Raw genomic sequence first — 18,087 nt, forward strand, 5'->3', positions numbered from 1 at the left:
CCCCGCACGAACAATTATCTAAACCAGCTAAATCCCAGGTGGTGGGATCATGCTAAGTGCGGTGTTCTTCCTCATTCTTGGCTTAGCGGTGATTTTTCTCATCATCGTGGCCAATGGCTATTTTGTGGCCCAAGAGTTTTCTTTCATGTCCGTCGACCGCGCACAGTTGCACACCAATGCCGCACGCGGCGACGAAGCCAGCAAAAGAGCGTTGGCGATCACCAATCGCACCTCATTCATGCTCTCCGGCGCCCAGCTAGGCATTACCGTCACCGGCTTGTTGGTCGGTTATGTGGCAGAACCACTGGTCGGTGAATCACTCGGCACGTTGCTGAGCGCCACCGGGCTATCCGTGACCACGGCCGTGGCCATCAGTACGGTAGCAGCCCTGGCAGTATCCACAATCGTACAAATGATCTTCGGTGAGTTAATGCCGAAAAACTACACCATAGCCGCCCCCATGGAATCGGCATTGTTCCTGTCGCGGTCGACGGCCTGGTACCTGCGCATCTTCGGGCCACTCATTAAATTTTTTGATTTTTCTTCCAACGCGTTGCTGCGCCTATTGCGTATCGAACCAGTCGCCGATATTGATACTTCTGCAACCACGAAAGAATTCGAGTCCATCGTGGAAAGCTCCCACGATTCCGGTGATATCGACGACGAGACCTTCATGGTGCTCGACCGCCTGCTGGATTTCCCAGACCACGATGTCGAACACGCCATGATCCCACGCTCACGCGTCGACGTCATCGATCCCGAAACCACCCTCGGCGAACTGCGCGAGCTCATGGCAATCGCGCACACCCGCTACCCCATCATCGACGACGAACACACCCCGATCGGCGTGGTGCATCTAACGGATATTTTGCTGACCGACAAACCTGATAGCACGTTGGCCACCGAGCTCATGCGCGAATCACTAGTGGTTCCGGAGCTGATGCCGCTTCCCGACGTCGTCGTCGAGCTGCAGGAAAACGACGAGAAAATGGCCTGTGTGATTGATGAGTACGGCGGCTTCGTCGGCATCGTCACCCTGGAAGATCTGGCAGAAGAAATTCTGGGCGACGTCACCGACGAGCACGACGTTGACCTGGAAGAATCCGAAGAGATTACCGAAACCGCCGAAGATCACTGGACCGTTGATGGCGACACCCCACTGGATGAGGTGGAACGCGCCATCGGGCACGACCTGCCCGAAGGCGACTACGAGACCGTCGCCGGATTACTGATTGCACAAGTGGGCTCATTAGTGGAAGAGGGCGAAACTCACACCATTGAGTTGGATGCAGAGCCCGAAGACTGGGTAGATGCAGATGCCGCACCGAACCGCCAATTGATCATCACCGTGGACGAGGTAGAGCGGCACGTGCCATCGAGTTTGTCACTGGAATTAGTTGAGGAGTTCGAGGGCGCAGAAGGCGAAGGCGGTCGCAGCGCCCGCGCGAACAAGGATGCGGTGGACACAGATCTTGCAGCTAACAATCGTCGACAAGCTGAGAGGGGCTAGACAATGCAGGAATGGTATATCGCTGGCCCGCTGAGCCTGGCGATCGTCGTGTTGTCCGGGTTCTTCGTCATCATTGAGTTTTCCTTGATGGGCGCGCGACGGCACCGCCTGGAGGATACCGCGGAAACGTCGGCGGCCTCGCGCGCGGCGTTGCGGAGTTTGAATGAGCTGACCATCATGTTGGCTGGCGCGCAACTGGGTATTACTGCGGCGACGTTTGCGTTGGGTGCCATCACCAAACCGTGGATGCATCATTTGCTGATGCCTGTGTTTGCGGCTGTCGGGATTTCCGGCGGCCTGGCAGACACCATCGCGTTTCTGGTGTCTTTGCTGCTGGTGACGTTTTTGCACCTGGTGGTTGGTGAAATGGCGCCGAAGTCGTGGGCAATTGCGCACCCGGAGCTTGCTGTACGGGTCATTGCGTTGCCAGCTCGCGGATTCATTTGGATCTTTCGACCGCTGCTGAAATGGATCAACCTGATCGCGAATAAATTGGTGGCTGCTACGGGTGTGCAGCCCGTGGATCGTGCTGGAGCGCAGGGCTATGACACAGATACCTTGCGCACGTTGGTGCAGCATTCCGGGCAGACAGGTGCGATGGATCAGAAATCCGCGCAGCAGATCAGTGGTGTGATTGAATTGGAGAACTCCACGGTTTCGGCATTGGCCCGGGCACATGGCGTGGAGATCACTCCCCTGCCGCATGATGCGACGGTGCGTGATGTGCAAGAGGCTAGCCGGTCGATGAACCGTTTGCGCGTGGTGCTCTCGGATGCGGAATCTGCCGTGCCCCGGGTAGTGCACGTACGGGATACGTTGCTACAGGACCCAGATAGTCCAGCCGCCGATGTCGCCCGCCCAGCCTTGTCGCTGGCTGGTTCCACGAAGGTGCAGCACGCCATCGAGCACATGCGCGCACTTGGCGAGCAAATCGTGGTCGTTGGCCGCGGTAACAACAGCGAGTCGCTGTGGATTCTGAACTGGGACGACATCATGGGCCAGCTATGGCCGGAGATCACGAAACAGCTGGAGCGCGAGGCTTAGAATTTCGGCTGCACGCCGCTGCTTTTTCCTAAAACGGTGGCTCGCCCGGGTCAGTGGTATGTGCATTCGTTTTACCTTTGCTGAAATCATACGACGATTCATGAGCCGGACCATCCGCATCAGAACCGGGGCCATTGTCCCGCAGCACCGCAATCGCCTCCCGAATACGCTCAACCTGCCTGCGGCACTTCGGAATCGTCACAAAAGCAAAATCACGATCCACTAAAGTCCGCTCCAAGTGGGAGATATTGTTAGCCCAGCGCTGCTCCTCTTGCGTTTTCGTCATCCGCGCCGACATCTCGGCCAATTCCGAGGAACCCACACCCCAAGTTTCACAGAAATTCTCCCAGGGGTGCTTAAACTTATACGCCCCATACTCATCGCGCTCCGCACCACTGTCATCATTCGGATCGCGGTATTCTCTGCCATATTTTTCTTTCCATTCCTGGCGCCACTTAGCTTGCCAGGCTTGCTGCTTCCGGTTCCACTTTTCTTCTTGTTCTTCCAACCGGCGGGCTTGTTCTTTTGCCTCCTCACGTACTGCTTGCCGGTGGCCATCCATCTTTTCTTGCACCGACTGCACCCACCTACGGTTCGAAACAGACAACGGACCATCAGCCTCAGTCGACTGCCACGAACCATCCGCAAACAACCACACCACACTGCCACTCACAGGCTCAAAAATAGGCCGGACACGTTTATCAGTTTTAATATTATGGTGATGCTGACACAAAGAGATCACATTACTCGGCGATGTTAAACCACCAGCAGCAAATTCCACCACATGATCCATCTGACACACCGTGGCAGGCCTATTACAACCTGGGTATCGACAATGCCCATCCCTACCAGCCACCGCCGAACGCATCGCCTGAGTAGTCGCATAACCAGACACCACAGCGCCCATCGCCGCATCCATGTCATAATGCTTACCCGCCCGAGCAGCTAAAACATCAGCCGCTTCAGCAAAAACCGTGGCCACCCCATCACCGGTATCAGTAGCCACAAACAACGGAGCATCGTCTACATCTGTAGCCCGATAACAATTCAACGTCACCGAAGTTTCTGCTTTTCCTAACAACAACTCCACGGTGGCATCACGCAACGAAATACCAGCCTGCTTTGCATAATTACGAATATGCGCATCAATCTCAACCGCAGTCGCAGCATCAGTATCAAACCGAAACACATGACTATCATGCCCATTGGCCACGCATGCAGGGATATGTTCTACCCCATAGGGTTTCCGGGAAGTCTGTGACTTATTTGTTTTATCTGTACGCACCGCGGAATCAAGTGCTTCAATCTCCCGATTAATCCGGTTACTAATCGTACGTTTGGTAACCATCTGCTGGGCAGGCTTTACCGGAGTTAACAAATCAACCAAAAGGTCATCGATAACAGAAAAGATCTGCGCGCTAGTATCACCTGCTTTATGCATCGCCCGATCAATAGCCATCCAATGCTCAATATCCAAATGCCACAGTTTCATTGCAAGCGCATGCAGCTTCGGCAAATCACTCATGCGGTAAAAAGCACTGATGATATCTCCCACTCGGGCAGTGGTTTCACCGCTATCAGCCACCAACAGGGTCTGCAGTTCATCATAATCATCAGCATTAAGCTCAACGGCTTTTTCCCACACTAAATATTTATGCCGCCGTAACTCCAACATCGCCACAGCTTGCCGGTTATACGGATTGCAATGCGTGAAATAAGCAGTGGGAGTTTGCGCCCCATCAGCATCGTTAGGTGTCGTGGACTCAGCCATGTTTCCCCCGGCGGGCATATTCGGCATCCAACCCCGTCGAATGCGTTGGTCGTTCTTACTTAGTTATAAGCTAGCCGGACCCTGTCACATACGGCGCAACGACCAGCACAAAATAGGAACATATGTTTGAATCTCACGCACTGTTCTCGATTTCCTTTACAGTGCGTAATTTTCGGGTGAGCCTGTCTTCTCAATTAACCAATCTGCTGCTTGGTGGTGCAATCAATCTTGGCATATGGCTGTCCCTTACTGTCGATATTGCTTAAGACATAGTTTCCGCCATAGGCTCGACATCCTGTATATCCATCAGCGCCTCCACCGCCACCACGAGCGGGATTTGATGTCTGCGGCTGAGGTGTCGGAGCGGGCTGTGGCTGTAGGCTCTGCTGCGGAGCTTCATACACACCACTGTCAAACGATTGTTTGAGTTCTTCTGCGGCGCGCTCCAACTCAGATTTCTCTTCTGCAGCGCGCAACTCCCGTTCGCGTTTTTGTTCCTCGCGTAGCTTTTGTTTTTGCTCCCTAAATACCACATCTAGCTCTGTGCTCAGTTCACTCGCACGACTACGTAGCTCACGCACCTCATCCCGGAAAAGGTCTCCATAAGCAGCGCGTTGAAAATCGGATTGCTCGACTTTTTTGTGGTCTAAGCTACCGAGCACCCCAATAACCCCAACCAGTTCTTTCCGCGCTTTCTTAATGCGCGTTAGATCCAAATCTCCATGGACTACGCTCTGAAAATCTTGTTCAATATCATTGAGCTTTTGTTGTGCCCCCACCAATTCCTCAAAATTCTTGGCATCAGCGGTATAGCATTCAGGGCCAACACTGTGGATACCTTTGTTCGCAGACTTCGCCTGCTCGGATGCCGCAGAGACTTCTTGATAAAAACGCCGATTGGGAGCTATCTCCATTGGCACAGCAAGGCCTTCTGCCGCAATTTCCGCATTTATCAACGAATCGTCCAGGAAGACTCCTGCCAGAGTTCGACCATATTTGTCCTCGCGCTCTTCATCGAACTCAAGACGTACCTCAGTTCCGATAGGCAACCGGGTTTCCAGGAAATCACGGGCTTCTTCAGCCAAGCACTCCGATGGTTTACCTCCGCGACCAATTTCCGGCGTATCTATGTTCAATAGCCGAATACGTGTGGTTTCGCCTGAACTTTCGACATCAATCGTATCGCCGTCAACAATTTTAGTCACCGTAGTCGGGCTCCCCAGCACCACCCCGGTCGCCACAGCAATTCCTCCGGCTGCGAGAATCGCCACCAGCGCCGTCTTAGCAATAGTGCTTCCAACTCCCATGAAACCCCTCAATACTCAATGCAACCCAATGCACCAATCCCCGCTCCGCTAGCCTACGCTTGCGGCGCGCAACCGCGCGCGCTTTGCGGCAACCTTGGCGACGATCCGGTCGATGCGGGCGCGCTCTTCCAAAAATTCCGGTGGTTTGCGCCCACGCATGCTGCGGGCAAAAGCAGGGTGTGCAGAAACCGCGGTGGTTTCCCACGCATGCGCCGCCGTCGCAGCCATCCGCCCAACTTTGTTGTATAGGTGCGGTAGCGAAACTGCATCCAAATCGCGGGCGACGGCCTCAGTCTGTTCGAGTACGTATTCCACCAACTCGCGCAGGAAATCCACGGTGTGTGTGGTGCGCTCGTGCAGGGTGTGCACGAGCTCATTGACCACGACCGGTGGGCCGGACAGTGGGAAAAACGCCTCCAACAAATCCGCCGTCACCGCTTCGGGCTCGCGCAAGCGCTTCATACCATCCGCAGCCGCAGAGATGCTTCCCGACGCTACCCCGGATACCAACGCCTGCCGCAAACCAATCAGCTCACCAACGACGTCCCGGGAATCACGGCGCGCATCTTCCACGATCTCCGCCAACTCCGCCAAGCAATCCTCGACGAGCTCCGCGTCGTAATCCTCAATCGCTTCGATCACGTGCTCAATGTATTCGGCCACTTCGTCGCCAATGTTGTACACCTCTTGGGTGAGCTCACGATGGCGCAGCTCAGCAGCGATTTTGCGCATTAGGGGGCTGCCTCCTTCTAGACCGTCGCGACCGAATACCCTAATCCTCAACCGCACTCGAAGCTCGGCTCACAACACTGCACAAGGCAGCCCGCAAACCTCGCAACCTGAAGTACTGGTTGAGAGTTTCTCTGCGCTGTAGCCTATTGCAGCAGCGGCGCAAAAACGGTTCGACTCGCCGGAAAAAACTCAGCAGATTATAAGCTTGCCGACGGCTGCGGCAGACTGGCTTCGAAAGGGGCTGGTGGCAGGCTTTCACGGTGCCGAAATACGCAACCCACGATTCCGCGTTTTACCGCGAATACAGTTTGTCCAGAACCTCCGAATAGCGCTGGACAACCACGTTGCGCTTCACTTTCATCGTCGGAGTCAACTCGCCGGATTCCTCGGTGAAGTCGTCGTCAAGAATGTAGAACTTTTTGATCGCTTCTGCGTGTGAAACCGTGGCGTTCACCGCATTAATCGCGTCCTGGATCTCTGCACGCAGTGAAGCATCGTGCGCTACGTCCGCCACGCTGCGGGAGGCATCAATGTTGTGCTGCGATTTCCAACGCCCCAGTGCTTCTTCATCCAAGGTCACCAGCACCGCGACAAACGGCTTACCATCCCCGACGACGAGCGCCTGCGAAATCAGCGGATGCGAACGCAAGCCGTCTTCCATTCCACCCGGCGCGACGTTTTTTCCTCCGGCAGTCACGATCAAATCTTTCTTCCTACCGACGATTTTTACGTGCCCGGAAGGCAGAATCTCACCCAGGTCACCGGTGCAGTACCACTGGCCGTCGAAGGCTTCGTCGGTAGCTTCCGCGTTGCGCCAGTAGCCCGCGAAGACTAAGTCTCCGGCCAACTGCAGCTCACCATCTGGTGCAATACGCACACGGGTTCCCCCTAGCGGAGGGCCCACGGTGCCGATTTTTTGCTCTTCGAAATCCACTGTCGCTGCCGCCGCGGTTTCTGTCAGACCGTAGCCTTCGTACACCGGCACTCCAATTCCGCGGAAGAAGTGCATCAATTCCGGGCTCATTGCTGAACCGCCAGAAATGCAGTAATCAACTTCGCCGCCCATGCCAGCGCGGATCTTGGACAACACCAATTTATCCAGGGCTTTGTGGGCGCTGCGCAGCGCCAGCGATGGACCTTTTTCTGTATCCAACGCACGAGAATAAGCAATTGCAGTCGCTTCTGCCCGGTCGAACAATGCTCCTTGGATAGCACCAGAATCATGTGCTTTCGCCCGCGCACCATTGCGAACTTTTTCAAATACCCGTGGCACGCCCAGGATCAGGTTTGGTTTGGACCGCTGAAATTCCGTCGCTAAGGTCGCAAAATCTGGCCAAAAATTCTGCGTCGCCCCGCTAATCATCGCAGCTGCGGACACTGAAAACGCCAGCACGTGAGCCAGCGGCAAGAAGGTCAACACGTGTTTGCCGGGGCGCGCGATCCCACCAATCGGATTGCTAAGCAGCCCTAGGATCTGCGCATTCCAGTTGCGGTGGGTCAACATGCAGCCTTTTGGCCGCCCCGTGGTGCCCGAGGTGTAGACCAGTGAAGCCACATCATCCGTCGCTGTCGCAGCTATGCGCTTGTCGACGACGTCATCATCGATAGTCTTGCCCGCCGCTTGCAACACATCGACTGCGCCGTCGTTGATTTCGAAAAACGAGCGCATCTGCGACGTGGAATCTTTCACACGCGGCTCGCCGTCGTCGGCAAGCTGCAACATGCGCAGGATCTCGGTGTGTTCTTGGGTCTCACCAATGCCTAGCACTGCGCCGGAATTCTCGATGATCCACTGGACCTGCGACAGGGACGACGACGGATACACCGGCACCACCACACCACCGGCGGCCCAGATGGCGTAATTGATGAGCATCCATTCGTAGCGAGTATTGGACATCAGCGCCACACGATCGCCTTGTTCCACCCCGGCGTCGATTAGTCCTTTGGCCACCGCGTAGACCTCATCGAGGAATTCCTGGCGCGACACCGAAACCCAAGTGTGGTTTTTCGGACGGCTGAAAATCTCTGCTTTCGGCTGGGCTTTCACCGCATCGATAGTCAGGGTCAATAATGTCTGGCCTGGTTCAATGGTGTATTTCGCGGGGCTGAAGGCTTCTCGCACAGTTCTCCTAGGTAGTTACGCGCCGTTCCACTTACTCTCAGGGCAACTGTACTCCCCACCCCGCGTTGCCTCGAAGTCGGACGTGCTAGTGCGGGCCGACACCCGCATACCGGGCCGTTCAACTGAAACTCGTAGCTAACAGCGATTTAAATACGACTAAACAAATACACCAGGACAATCAGTACCAGCAAGGTAATAAGTGCAAAACGCACACGAGAACGCGGGTACTTCTTCTGCTTCGCCATGCCACTAGCCTAACCTTTTTACCGCTCATTCCGTCATTGAGTTGCCGACTGGCTACCCTGTGCCTTCGCTTCCAGCTTGCCACGTGCGTTACCCCGCAATGACAACCAGGCAGCTACCACAAAGTTCAAGCCGCGCACGATTACCGTCGCCAACACCGCCGCCACGACACCGGCGACCACCACGACAATCGGCATCTGCAACCACGGCGATAGCGATACCAGCATCTGCGTTACTCCCGTTAGAGTTCCCCCAGCTATCGATGTGCTGGTTATCAGTGCATCGTCCATTGCGTTCATTCTAGACACAGTGCCCCACAGGGTGGAAGGGCGCAATGCCTCCAATTAGACCCTCGCCAGCATTACGGCTTCACCAAACAGCTGGCATAAATCTGTAAATTTCCACACCAAATGTGTTTCATCTGGCATACTTGAATGAGCTGAGATACAGATAACAAAGAGACATGAGGGATCACATGTTAAAACGACACCTTTTCGCAACAGGCCCCCCGCCCCCGGAAACTGCGCATGCCCGCGAAACCAAATGTATAGGAAGAAAGTAATTTTTATGTCTATTTCCGCAAATTACCCAGATTTTCGCACCACGAAAGATATTCAGGCTTACACGAGCAAATTTCTGGATCGGAGCGAACGGATTTGCGTCGTGGATTTAGCTCCGCGATGGACATCCAGTCGGTGCATGTTCGAATGCGGCTATACCACACGTGCCCAAGGTCACGCACTGCTCGATGAGGAAACCCCTGATTCAGATTTCCTCATCGAGCTAGGCGAATACATCATGATAGTTGCACCTCCAACAGCTTGCGAGAAGCAAAACAGGGAAAAACAAGAAATCTCTTTATTGTTACGCGCAGGGGCTCTGGGCAAACAAATACAGGAAGAACGGATTGATTACTTTCTGGAACGATTCAACCAACCCTTACAGAACATAACCACCCTCGACGAACTAAACGAGAAAGTTGATAATCGGTCAGATGAAGATTTCGACCTATTTTCGTTAGCGCCTTATGCTGCATCTTTCGATGAGGATTATATTAGGCATCTATTGCGGTGCTATAAACGTGGAATAATTTCTCCACGAGAGACCTCTTATCACCAAGATCTTGAAGGCAACATTACTCAGCATTATTCTCCTCAATATACTGTGCGCAGTAGAGATATGTTTTACATCAAAGTAAAGCTCCCCTGGAAATCTGAGTTCTTGCAGAATAATTTTCCTTACTCCCCAATCATTTTCCCGGAGAAGAAAGCCATCCAGGACGATCCCTCCCACATCGCTAACGATCCTAACTGGAAAAAGCTAGTGTCTTAGTTTATGACATCACAACCACACGTCGTTACTCCCACTGGCATGATCACCGGGGCCTGGAGCAACAACCACACGGTGCGGCGCTTTAATTCCATTCCGTATGCGAACTTCCTCGGGGAATTTGACGACGCCGAACTGCGTACTGCCAACGGCGATGTGGATGCCAGCACACCCGCCCCAGATGCTGTGGCATTGACGGTCGCAACCCCGGCCGATGCCCACGATCGCGACGATCTTCCGGTCATCGTGTTTATCCACGGTGGATCATTCGAAACTGGTTCACACGATGACCCGCGCCACGATGCCACAGCCAACGTGCAGGCTGGCTGCGTGCAGGTCAATATTGGTTACCGTAAGAAATTACCTGGTTTTGCACGATTCAATAACGACGCCCCCGGTCATTACCGAGGAGTGCACGACTGTCTACTGGCCCTAGAATGGATTCAGCGCAATATTGAATCTTTTGGCGGTGATCCCACCAACGTTACCCTGGCCGGACAATCCGCTGGGGCCAACTTAGTGCTGTGGCTCTGCCGCCCGGATCATTATCGGGGCGGTTTCCGGCGCGCGATAGTCATGTCGCCGGCCTCACCGCGTGAACCAATCGAGGCCCGCACCTCTACCCTGCGCATGGCGATGCAAGTACCGCTGACTCGCCGCCGTTTGGCCGAACTGCCGCAGAAAAAACTCGACCGCGGCTACCAGCGCTTCAAATACCTACACATTAATGACGTCGCGTTAGGGCCCGACTTGCGCGAATTGGGCGAGCTTGCCGACGTCCCACTGTGGGTATCTACCACCCACGATGAATTTCACCACCACCCGCTGGCGGCCACCGATAGCAAACCGTGGGTGCGCAGTGTGCCAGGCTCCAAAGCACTGTTTAAAAAGGCCGCACGGGATCTGCAACTTTCCCGTAATTTTGACGGTTGGATGGAAGGTGCGCTCGCGCTGGATCCTTACCGCCCAATGGGCCGGTTGCTCACGGATGCTCTGATTGGACGCTGGGCTGCCAGCGCGGTCACCAAGGTCACCGGGCCAGTCTGGTTGTCCGAATACTACCGCAGCACCGCGGGTGCCGTGCAGCATTCTTCTGATATCACGTATTTATTTGGTGTCAGTGACGGCGCCAATGACAGCGCCAGTGAACCTGCCGGGCGCAGACGACTGCACGAGGCTTTATTGTCGTTCGCCCGCACCGGTAACCCCGGCTTTGACAGCTATTCGGCCACAGGGCGCACCTGGCGGCTGGATTTCGGCACTGGACAAGCCACCATGTCAGAATCCCGAATCCCACGGTTGGCCGAATACTTCCCTACGGAATCCCGGGGGCAGTAAGGCTAGAACGGAACGACCCCGGCGCGCCAGGCACTAGATGCTGGACTCCCGCCACCAGGCACCAGGGACTAGTTGCTTAGGTTTCCTTCATACACCACGTTGCCTATGGTCAGGCGCGCATCCCACAGCGCGCCAGGGGTGGTGTCGAAGACATACTGCAAGTTCGTCGTGGCGCCAACGCCCAGCGGCAGATCCAACCCGCCGAGCGCCTCGCCGTCCTCTGGGTTAGATTGCAATAAATCCACCTTGCTGTAATTTCCACCGCCGTTGCCGGTTTCCAGGGTCGGCTCGTCGAACGCATCCGGCGGCAGGGTCACATCATTGTCGTTGCGCACAGCGATGGTCACCACCGTGCCACCATTCGAGGCCGACACCGCGCCTTGGTAAGTGAAGCTCACCCCGTAGCCTGGGTCTTCTACCTGGGCATTGACGTTGTCGGGTCTGATCGGATCGACATCTTTGGATTTGTAATCCGGTTCCTCGGTTTCTTCCACCTCAATGGTGCTGGCTGGGTCTGCGCTGCTACCACCATTCGGATCCCCACAGGCCGCCAGGCCCAACGCCAGGGTGCCAAGGACACCGACGAACCAGGCCCGCGTCGTTGTCTGTGGCTTCGCGATTGGTTTCACCATTGGTTTTCCTCTGCCTTTCCACTGCCTCTCAGCACCTGCTAGGTAACTGTGAGGGCCGGAGACCCCGGCGGGGCTCACCGCCCGAGTGTCTTATGTCTTCCTACGTCCCGTCTATGGTAACCGAAAGGAATAACCACGCACCGCAGCAGAGCGGAAACAACAGAACGGCCACAGCACAACAGATCTTCCCCGACAGTGGCACAATGGTAGATTCTGTAGCCCTGATTCATCAATAAACCCTTATGAAAGCGTGAATTTTTCGTGTCTTCCCTATTTCGCATCATGCGCAGCGCCTCGGCACTCTGGCCGCTGTATTTAGGCGTTATTGTCTCCGCAGTCGTGGTCGCGGTGGTCTCGATGATCGGGCCGTTTTTGGTCGGCCAGGCCACCGACGTGATCGCCGAGGGAATCCGCGAAGGTGGCGATCCCTCCGCAATCTTGACGACGGTGCTCTGGCTAGCCGTCGCGCTGTTTGCCGCTGACGCGGTGCGTGTGCTGGTCGACAACCTCGGCGGATACTGGGGAGACATGATGTCGGCACGCCTGCGGCAGATCTTGTCGACGCGCTACTACGCGAAGCTGCTGGCATTACCGCAGCGCTTTCACGATAACCAGAACACCGGCGCAATTATCGCCCGGCTGGATCGTTCCATCCACGCGGTCACGCAGTTTATCCAGTATTTCTCGAACAACATGTTCACGATCATCATTCAGTTGTTCGTGATTTTGGGCATCACCATTTTTTATTATTGGCCGTTGGCAGTCTTGTTGGCGCTGTTGTTCCCCACGTACCTGTGGCTGACGGCGCTGACGTCTAAGCGGTGGCAAAGCTACGAGCACGAGAAAAACGAAGAAATCGATACGGCGAATTCACGCTTTGCCGAGGCCATCGGCCAGGTGAAAATCACCAAATCTTTCGTTTCGGAAGTACGCGAGCTGGCAAGCTTCGGCAACGGCTATCGTCGTACGGTTTCCATCACTCGCCCGCAATCACGCTGGTGGCATTCGATGGATATTGCGCGTGGGTTAACCACCGCCGTGCTGTTTTTCGGCATCTACGCCTTGATTTTTTGGCGCACGCTGGAAGGCCATTTCTCGCTCGGTCAAATGGTCATGCTCATTCAGCTGATGAACATGGCGAAAACTCCGGTGTTCATGCTGTCGTTTCTTGTCGACGCCGCGCAAAAGGCCATGGCTAACTCCCGGGATTATTTCCGGATCATGGACGAAGAACTCGACGACAGCGCCAACCCGCAACTGCGCAACACCATTGCTGCCCCGGACATCCCAGAGGTCAACCCTGCGGTTCCGGCACCGCTGCAGCAGGAAGATTCCGAGCCCGGCTTCGAATTCCGCAACGTGAAATTCGCTTATGAAGAAGGCAAACCTGTGCTCAACGATATTTCATTATCGGCCCCGCAGGGCAGCAAGATCGCGTTGATCGGCGAATCCGGCGGCGGCAAATCCACCGTGGTCAACTTATTGTTGGGCTTGTACCAGCCGCAAGCTGGCAGCGTGTCCGTGCTTGGCCACGAGACCGCAGAATTAAGCCCGGAGAAATTGCGTTCGTCCGTCGGCGTGGTTTTCCAGGAACCGTCCCTGTTTTCCGGCACGATCCGGGAGAATATTGCCTACGGTAAGCCTGATGCCAGTGACGACGAGATTGTTGCGGTGGCGCGTCGGGCCAATGCACACGATTTCATCTCGGAGTTCCCGGATGGCTACGACACCGTGATCGGTGAGCGTGGTCTGCGCCTATCCGGTGGACAAAAGCAACGCGTTGCCGTCGCGCGCGCCATGTTGAAAGATGCCCCGCTGCTCATCCTGGACGAGGCCACTTCTGCACTGGATACCAAGGCAGAACGCAGTGTGCAGGCCGGGTTGGAAGAGCTGATGAAAGACCGCACCACACTCATTATCGCGCACCGGCTGTCCACCATCGCGGACGTGGACACGATCTTCACCTTAGAAAAAGGCGAGGTGGTCGAGTCTGGTTCGCCGGTGGAATTGGCGCGCAGCGGCGGAATATATGCACAGTTGTTGGAGCTTTCAGAATCGGTTTCTGCAAACCCAGATAAGCAGGTCACAGAGGAACAACGCCAGCATTTTCAGCGCTACGGCATGGTGCACGACAGCACTAACTAAGTGGTAGCGGCGCTTCCCGGCTGAGCTCGTGCGCGACTGTCACTAGGCTGGAATGCATGAACACACACCAGAAACAACAGCTAAACCAGCAAGAAAAACCCCAGTTGAACTTCCCGGATCTGGAGCAGCTCCGGGCTCGCGGCACCCGCAAGTGGACGGTTTTTGATGACGACGTGCTGCCGTTGTGGGTCGCCGAGAGTGATTTTCCCACCGCCGCGCCGGTGCACCAGCGCATCCGGGATGCCGTTGAAGCAGAAACCTTCGGCTATTCACCCGCACCGCACACCACGCACCTCGCAGAGTCCATCGCGGATTTTTACGCCGATTATTTTGGTTGGCGGCCCGACCCGCACAATATTGTCTGGTGCGCGGATGTAGTGCGCGGCCTCTTGTTAGGCCTGCAATATTTCACCCGCGAAGATTCCGCGGTCATCATCCCTACCCCGTCTTATCCGCCGCTGCTGGAACTGCCGGGTACCGCGGGCCGCGAGAAAATCGAGGTGGATGCTTACGGTGGGCTGAATCTCGACGAGATTGAGAAAGCTTTCCAGAACGGCGCCGGCGCACTGGTGCTGTCGAACCCCTATAACCCTCTAGGCGAGGTCTTTTCCCGCGAGACCCTGACCCGCTTGGTAGAGCTTGCCGACGCCTACGACGCACGGTTATTACTCGACGAAATCCATGCACCGCTGGTCTACGACGGCGAGCACGTGCCAGCTGCTTCGCTCTCAGAGAAAGCCGCCCGGGTGTGTTTCACCGTCACGGCCGCATCAAAGGCCTGGAATATTGCCGGGCTAAAGTGCGCGCAGATCATCTTTTCCAATGACGCAGACCGCGAAAAATGGTCGCAATTGACCGGGGTTGCCAAAGACGGCACCGGCACGTTAGGCATCGTGGCCTCGCAAACCTGTTACCGCGACGCCCGTGGCGAGTTGGACGCGCAGGTGGAGTATCTGCGTGCCACCCGCGATTGGCTTGTGCAGGCTTTGCCGGAGGCTGTCGAAGGATTGCGGGTTTCTGCCACGCACGCTACCTACCTGATGTGGCTAGATTTCCGTGACACCGCGTTAGGCGATCTGGATACCCCAGCGCAGTGGTTGCGTCGGCACGCGAAGGTCGGTCTGAATGAAGGCACGGACTTCGGCACCGGTGGCGCTGGGCACGCACGCCTGAACTTCGCGACCTCGCGGGAAATCTTGGAAGAGGCGATCGCTCGCATCAAAACAGCCGTCGACAAGCGGGCTGCTGAATAAAATATGGCAATCTGTTAGTCCCATCACCGCACACTGATTAGGGTCTGTGTACAGTATTCTGAATATTCTTCATCACTACTCACCCAAAAAGTTAAGGTGACACACTATGGCTACAGCTGCTACCCAGGCTCCGCAGGGCTCTTCCCGGGGTTCTGCGAAGTCCGGTCCGGGCATCAGCATCATCATCTTCAGTTCATTGATGCTGTTTTCGATGTTCTTCGGCGCCGGCAACCTGATTTTCCCGCCGATGCTAGGCGTACAGTCCGGCGAAAACTTCTGGCCAGCGATCCTCGGATTTGTCGGCTCTGGTGTGATTTTGCCGGTGCTCGCAATTATCGCCATCGCCATTTCCGGTCACAGCGTCCGCGACCTAGCTGCTCGTGGCGGAGCAATCTTCGGCCTGGTCTTTTCGCTGTTGGCCTACCTTTCTATCGGTGCGTTCTATGCATTACCTCGTACCGCAGCCGTATCCTTTGAAACCGCGATCACCCCGATTTTGGGTTTCGAAGGCACTGCTGCGAACTGGGTTTTCTGCCTAATTTTCTTCGGTGTGGCCTTGGCATTGGCCTGGCGCCCAACCACCATCATGGACACCCTGGGGCGTATTTTGACCCCAGCTTTAACAATCTTGCTGGTTATCCTGGTGATCTCTGCGATCACCGGTTTTGATGCGCAAAATCTCACGGCTTCCGAAGAATACTCGGAGTCCGCATTCACCACCGGCCTGCTCGAAGGCTACCTGACGATGGACTCCATCGCCGGTCTGGCTTTCGGCATCGTCATCATTTCCACGCTGCGCACCAGAGGTTTTTCCGAAGGCGGCCAGCTGGTTCGCGGCACGATCACCACGGGTATCATCGCGGGTGCTTTCTTGGCCGTCATTTACATTGGCCTGGGCTATATCGGCCAAATGCTTCCAGGTGCCGCAGACCAGGATTCGGGTGCTGCAATTTTGTCTGCTGCTGCGGAATCCGCACTGGGTACCCCCGGCCAGATCATCTGGGCTTTCATCGTGTTGCTGGCTTGTATGACCACCGCCGTCGGCCTGATCTCGTCAACTTCTGAGTTCTTTTCCACACTGACCCCACAGATGGGCTACCGCACATGGGCGATCATCTTCACCGTGATCTCCCTGGTACTGGCCGCACAGGGGCTGGATTTCGTGCTGGATATCGCCGTCCCAATCATCATCTTCCTGTACCCGCCAGCAATCACCCTGATTTTCTTGACTCTGATCGAGCCAATCTTCGGCGGCAAGGTTAAGTTCTATTTCACTTTCCGCCTCGGTTTGTGGACCGCAGTTGTATGGTCCGCGATCATGGTGGCTGTTTCCCAAGGCGCCGAGGGTCTGGAGCCAATCATCGGCTGGACCCCACTGCACGGCGTGAACTTGGGCTGGCTGTTGCCGGTTATTGTCGCTGTAATCATCGGTGTCATTCTGGATATGTCGAAACCTCGTAAAGCCCCAGCACAATCTCCTGTGCGCCAGGAAGCAGCACACGAAGCCTAAAACTTTGTGCAACATTGCGCGGAGCATAAACCAACATTGCGCGGAGCATAAACACGGACTAATTTGGCGGACACTATGTCTGAATCCGCATCCGCTTCCGCTGCCGCTAATCCAACCACTACCTCTGGTGATTCCGCGCACAACATTCCCCTGTCCCTGATCGACTTCTGCACGATGTACCCCGGCGAATCCACCGCCGCCACTATGAGGCGTTCGGTGGATTTTGCGCGTTCTGCAGAAAAACTGGGCTTTGCACGTATTTGGTACGCCGAGCACCACAACATGCCACAGATTGCGTCTTCTGTGCCTTCGCTGATCATGGCTCATGTGGGCGCACATACCGAAACCATTCGGCTGGGTGCTGGTGGCGTGATGTTGCCAAACCACGCGCCGTATTCCATCGCCGAGCAATACGGAACCCTGGCTGAGATGTACCCTGGCCGCATCGACCTTGGCCTCGGCCGCGCACCGGGTACTGATATGCATACTTTGGGCCGTGCTTTACGACGTGATCCGCGCGCAGCAGAAAATTTCCCGGATGATGTCCGCCAATTGCAGGGTTTTTTAGGCGCCCCGGAAGATTCCCCGGTGCCCGGAGTCGTCGCGATTCCGGGCCGGAACACTCACGTTCCGCTCTATATTTTGGGCTCTTCGTTATTTGGCGCTTCCCTGGCGGCGAAATATGGCCTGCCGTATGCTTTCGCCTCGCATTTTGCGCCGCAGCATTTGGAAAATGCCACGCGCTACTACCGCGAGAATTTCCAGCCTTCCGAGTATCTTGCCGAGCCCTATGTCATCGCTGCAGTTAACGTCGTTGCTGATGAGACGACAGAGCGCGCCCAGGCTCAGTTCGAAGAGGTTGCACGAAAACGCGTGCAGGCGTTCGCTGCCCGGGGCGCAAAAATTACCGATGCCCAGCTCGACGATCTGGTGAATTCACCACAGGGCCAACAAATTATCTCAATGCTGCATTACACAGCCGTGGGTACTGAAGACGAGGTTCGTGACTATCTGCAGGAGTTCGCTGCCACCGCATCTGCTGACGAGTTGATGGTTTCCTTACAAGGCCCAAGCTACGAGCACACAGCGGCTAGCATGCAACATTTGGCTAATACGTGGAAGCTGTAACTCAAAATCATCAACCCCGAGTC

Annotated in this window: 14 protein-coding genes; 8 read left to right on the top strand and 6 right to left on the bottom strand. The window is 55.6% G+C overall.

Going from position 1 to position 18,087, the window contains the following annotated elements; translation table 11 throughout:
* The first annotated feature begins 49 nt into the window (after window positions 1-49).
* Together L9H78_RS07755 and L9H78_RS07760 are read left to right on the top strand one after the other, a co-directional pair.
* Window positions 50-1,510, top strand: a complete 1,461-nt coding sequence (locus tag L9H78_RS07755) for a hemolysin family protein (RefSeq protein ID WP_249619747.1) — start codon at window positions 50-52, stop codon at window positions 1,508-1,510.
* Window positions 1,511-1,513: 3 nt separating this feature from the next.
* Complete coding sequence (locus L9H78_RS07760; RefSeq protein ID WP_249617554.1) at window positions 1,514-2,554, top strand: CNNM domain-containing protein; 1,041 nt, start codon at window positions 1,514-1,516, stop codon at window positions 2,552-2,554.
* A 28-nt stretch (window positions 2,555-2,582) separates the two neighbouring features.
* Here the strand turns inward: L9H78_RS07760 and L9H78_RS07765 are convergent, their stop codons facing one another.
* The 5 genes from L9H78_RS07765 to L9H78_RS07785 form a co-directional block, all read right to left on the bottom strand.
* Entirely contained in the window at window positions 2,583-4,325 is a 1,743-nt protein-coding gene (locus L9H78_RS07765) for an HNH endonuclease signature motif containing protein (RefSeq protein ID WP_249619748.1), read from the bottom strand.
* A 194-nt stretch (window positions 4,326-4,519) separates the two neighbouring features.
* Entirely contained in the window at window positions 4,520-5,632 is a 1,113-nt protein-coding gene (locus L9H78_RS07770) for a thermonuclease family protein (RefSeq protein ID WP_249619749.1), read from the bottom strand.
* 48 nt (window positions 5,633-5,680) lie between these two features.
* On the bottom strand, window positions 5,681-6,364 hold the full coding sequence (locus L9H78_RS07775; RefSeq protein WP_249619750.1) for a hypothetical protein: 684 nt from the start codon (window positions 6,362-6,364) through the stop codon (window positions 5,681-5,683).
* Window positions 6,365-6,656: 292 nt separating this feature from the next.
* A complete protein-coding gene (locus L9H78_RS07780) occupies window positions 6,657-8,486 on the bottom strand; it encodes an AMP-dependent synthetase/ligase (RefSeq protein ID WP_249619751.1) in 1,830 nt (609 codons plus the stop codon).
* 278 nt (window positions 8,487-8,764) lie between these two features.
* Window positions 8,765-9,019 (bottom strand): hypothetical protein, encoded by a 255-nt coding sequence (locus L9H78_RS07785; RefSeq protein ID WP_249619752.1) that lies wholly within the window; start codon window positions 9,017-9,019, stop codon window positions 8,765-8,767.
* Window positions 9,020-9,296: 277 nt separating this feature from the next.
* Between L9H78_RS07785 and L9H78_RS07790 the strand changes: the two genes are divergently transcribed.
* A complete protein-coding gene (locus L9H78_RS07790) occupies window positions 9,297-10,061 on the top strand; it encodes a hypothetical protein (RefSeq protein ID WP_249619753.1) in 765 nt (254 codons plus the stop codon).
* A 3-nt stretch (window positions 10,062-10,064) separates the two neighbouring features.
* A complete protein-coding gene (locus L9H78_RS07795; protein WP_249619754.1) occupies window positions 10,065-11,396 on the top strand; it encodes a carboxylesterase family protein in 1,332 nt (443 codons plus the stop codon).
* 68 nt (window positions 11,397-11,464) lie between these two features.
* On the opposite strand, the gene L9H78_RS07800 is transcribed toward L9H78_RS07795, so the two are convergent.
* Window positions 11,465-12,028 carry a hypothetical protein gene (locus L9H78_RS07800; protein WP_018121472.1) on the bottom strand — a complete coding sequence of 188 codons (564 nt, stop codon included), beginning with the start codon at window positions 12,026-12,028 and terminating at the stop codon, window positions 11,465-11,467.
* A gap of 261 nt (window positions 12,029-12,289) precedes the next feature.
* On the opposite strand from L9H78_RS07800, the gene L9H78_RS07805 reads away from it, so the two are divergent.
* The 4 genes from L9H78_RS07805 (at window position 12,290) to L9H78_RS07820 (ending at window position 18,064) form a co-directional block, all read left to right on the top strand.
* Window positions 12,290-14,173, top strand: coding sequence for an ABC transporter ATP-binding protein (locus L9H78_RS07805; protein WP_249619755.1), 1,884 nt, complete (start codon window positions 12,290-12,292; stop codon window positions 14,171-14,173).
* Window positions 14,174-14,277: 104 nt separating this feature from the next.
* Window positions 14,278-15,426 carry a MalY/PatB family protein gene (locus L9H78_RS07810; protein WP_249620766.1) on the top strand — a complete coding sequence of 383 codons (1,149 nt, stop codon included), beginning with the start codon at window positions 14,278-14,280 and terminating at the stop codon, window positions 15,424-15,426.
* A gap of 106 nt (window positions 15,427-15,532) precedes the next feature.
* On the top strand, window positions 15,533-16,936 hold the full coding sequence (brnQ, locus tag L9H78_RS07815) for a branched-chain amino acid transport system II carrier protein (protein ID WP_249619756.1): 1,404 nt from the start codon (window positions 15,533-15,535) through the stop codon (window positions 16,934-16,936).
* Between the two features lie 75 nt (window positions 16,937-17,011).
* The gene (locus L9H78_RS07820; protein ID WP_283775197.1) at window positions 17,012-18,064 is read left to right on the top strand and encodes an LLM class flavin-dependent oxidoreductase; all 1,053 of its coding nucleotides are present in this window, start codon (window positions 17,012-17,014) and stop codon (window positions 18,062-18,064) included.
* Window positions 18,065-18,087 lie beyond the last annotated feature (23 nt).

Origin of the sequence: Corynebacterium pseudodiphtheriticum, assembly GCF_023509295.1 — a bacterium.
GTDB lineage: Bacteria > Actinomycetota > Actinomycetes > Mycobacteriales > Mycobacteriaceae > Corynebacterium > Corynebacterium pseudodiphtheriticum.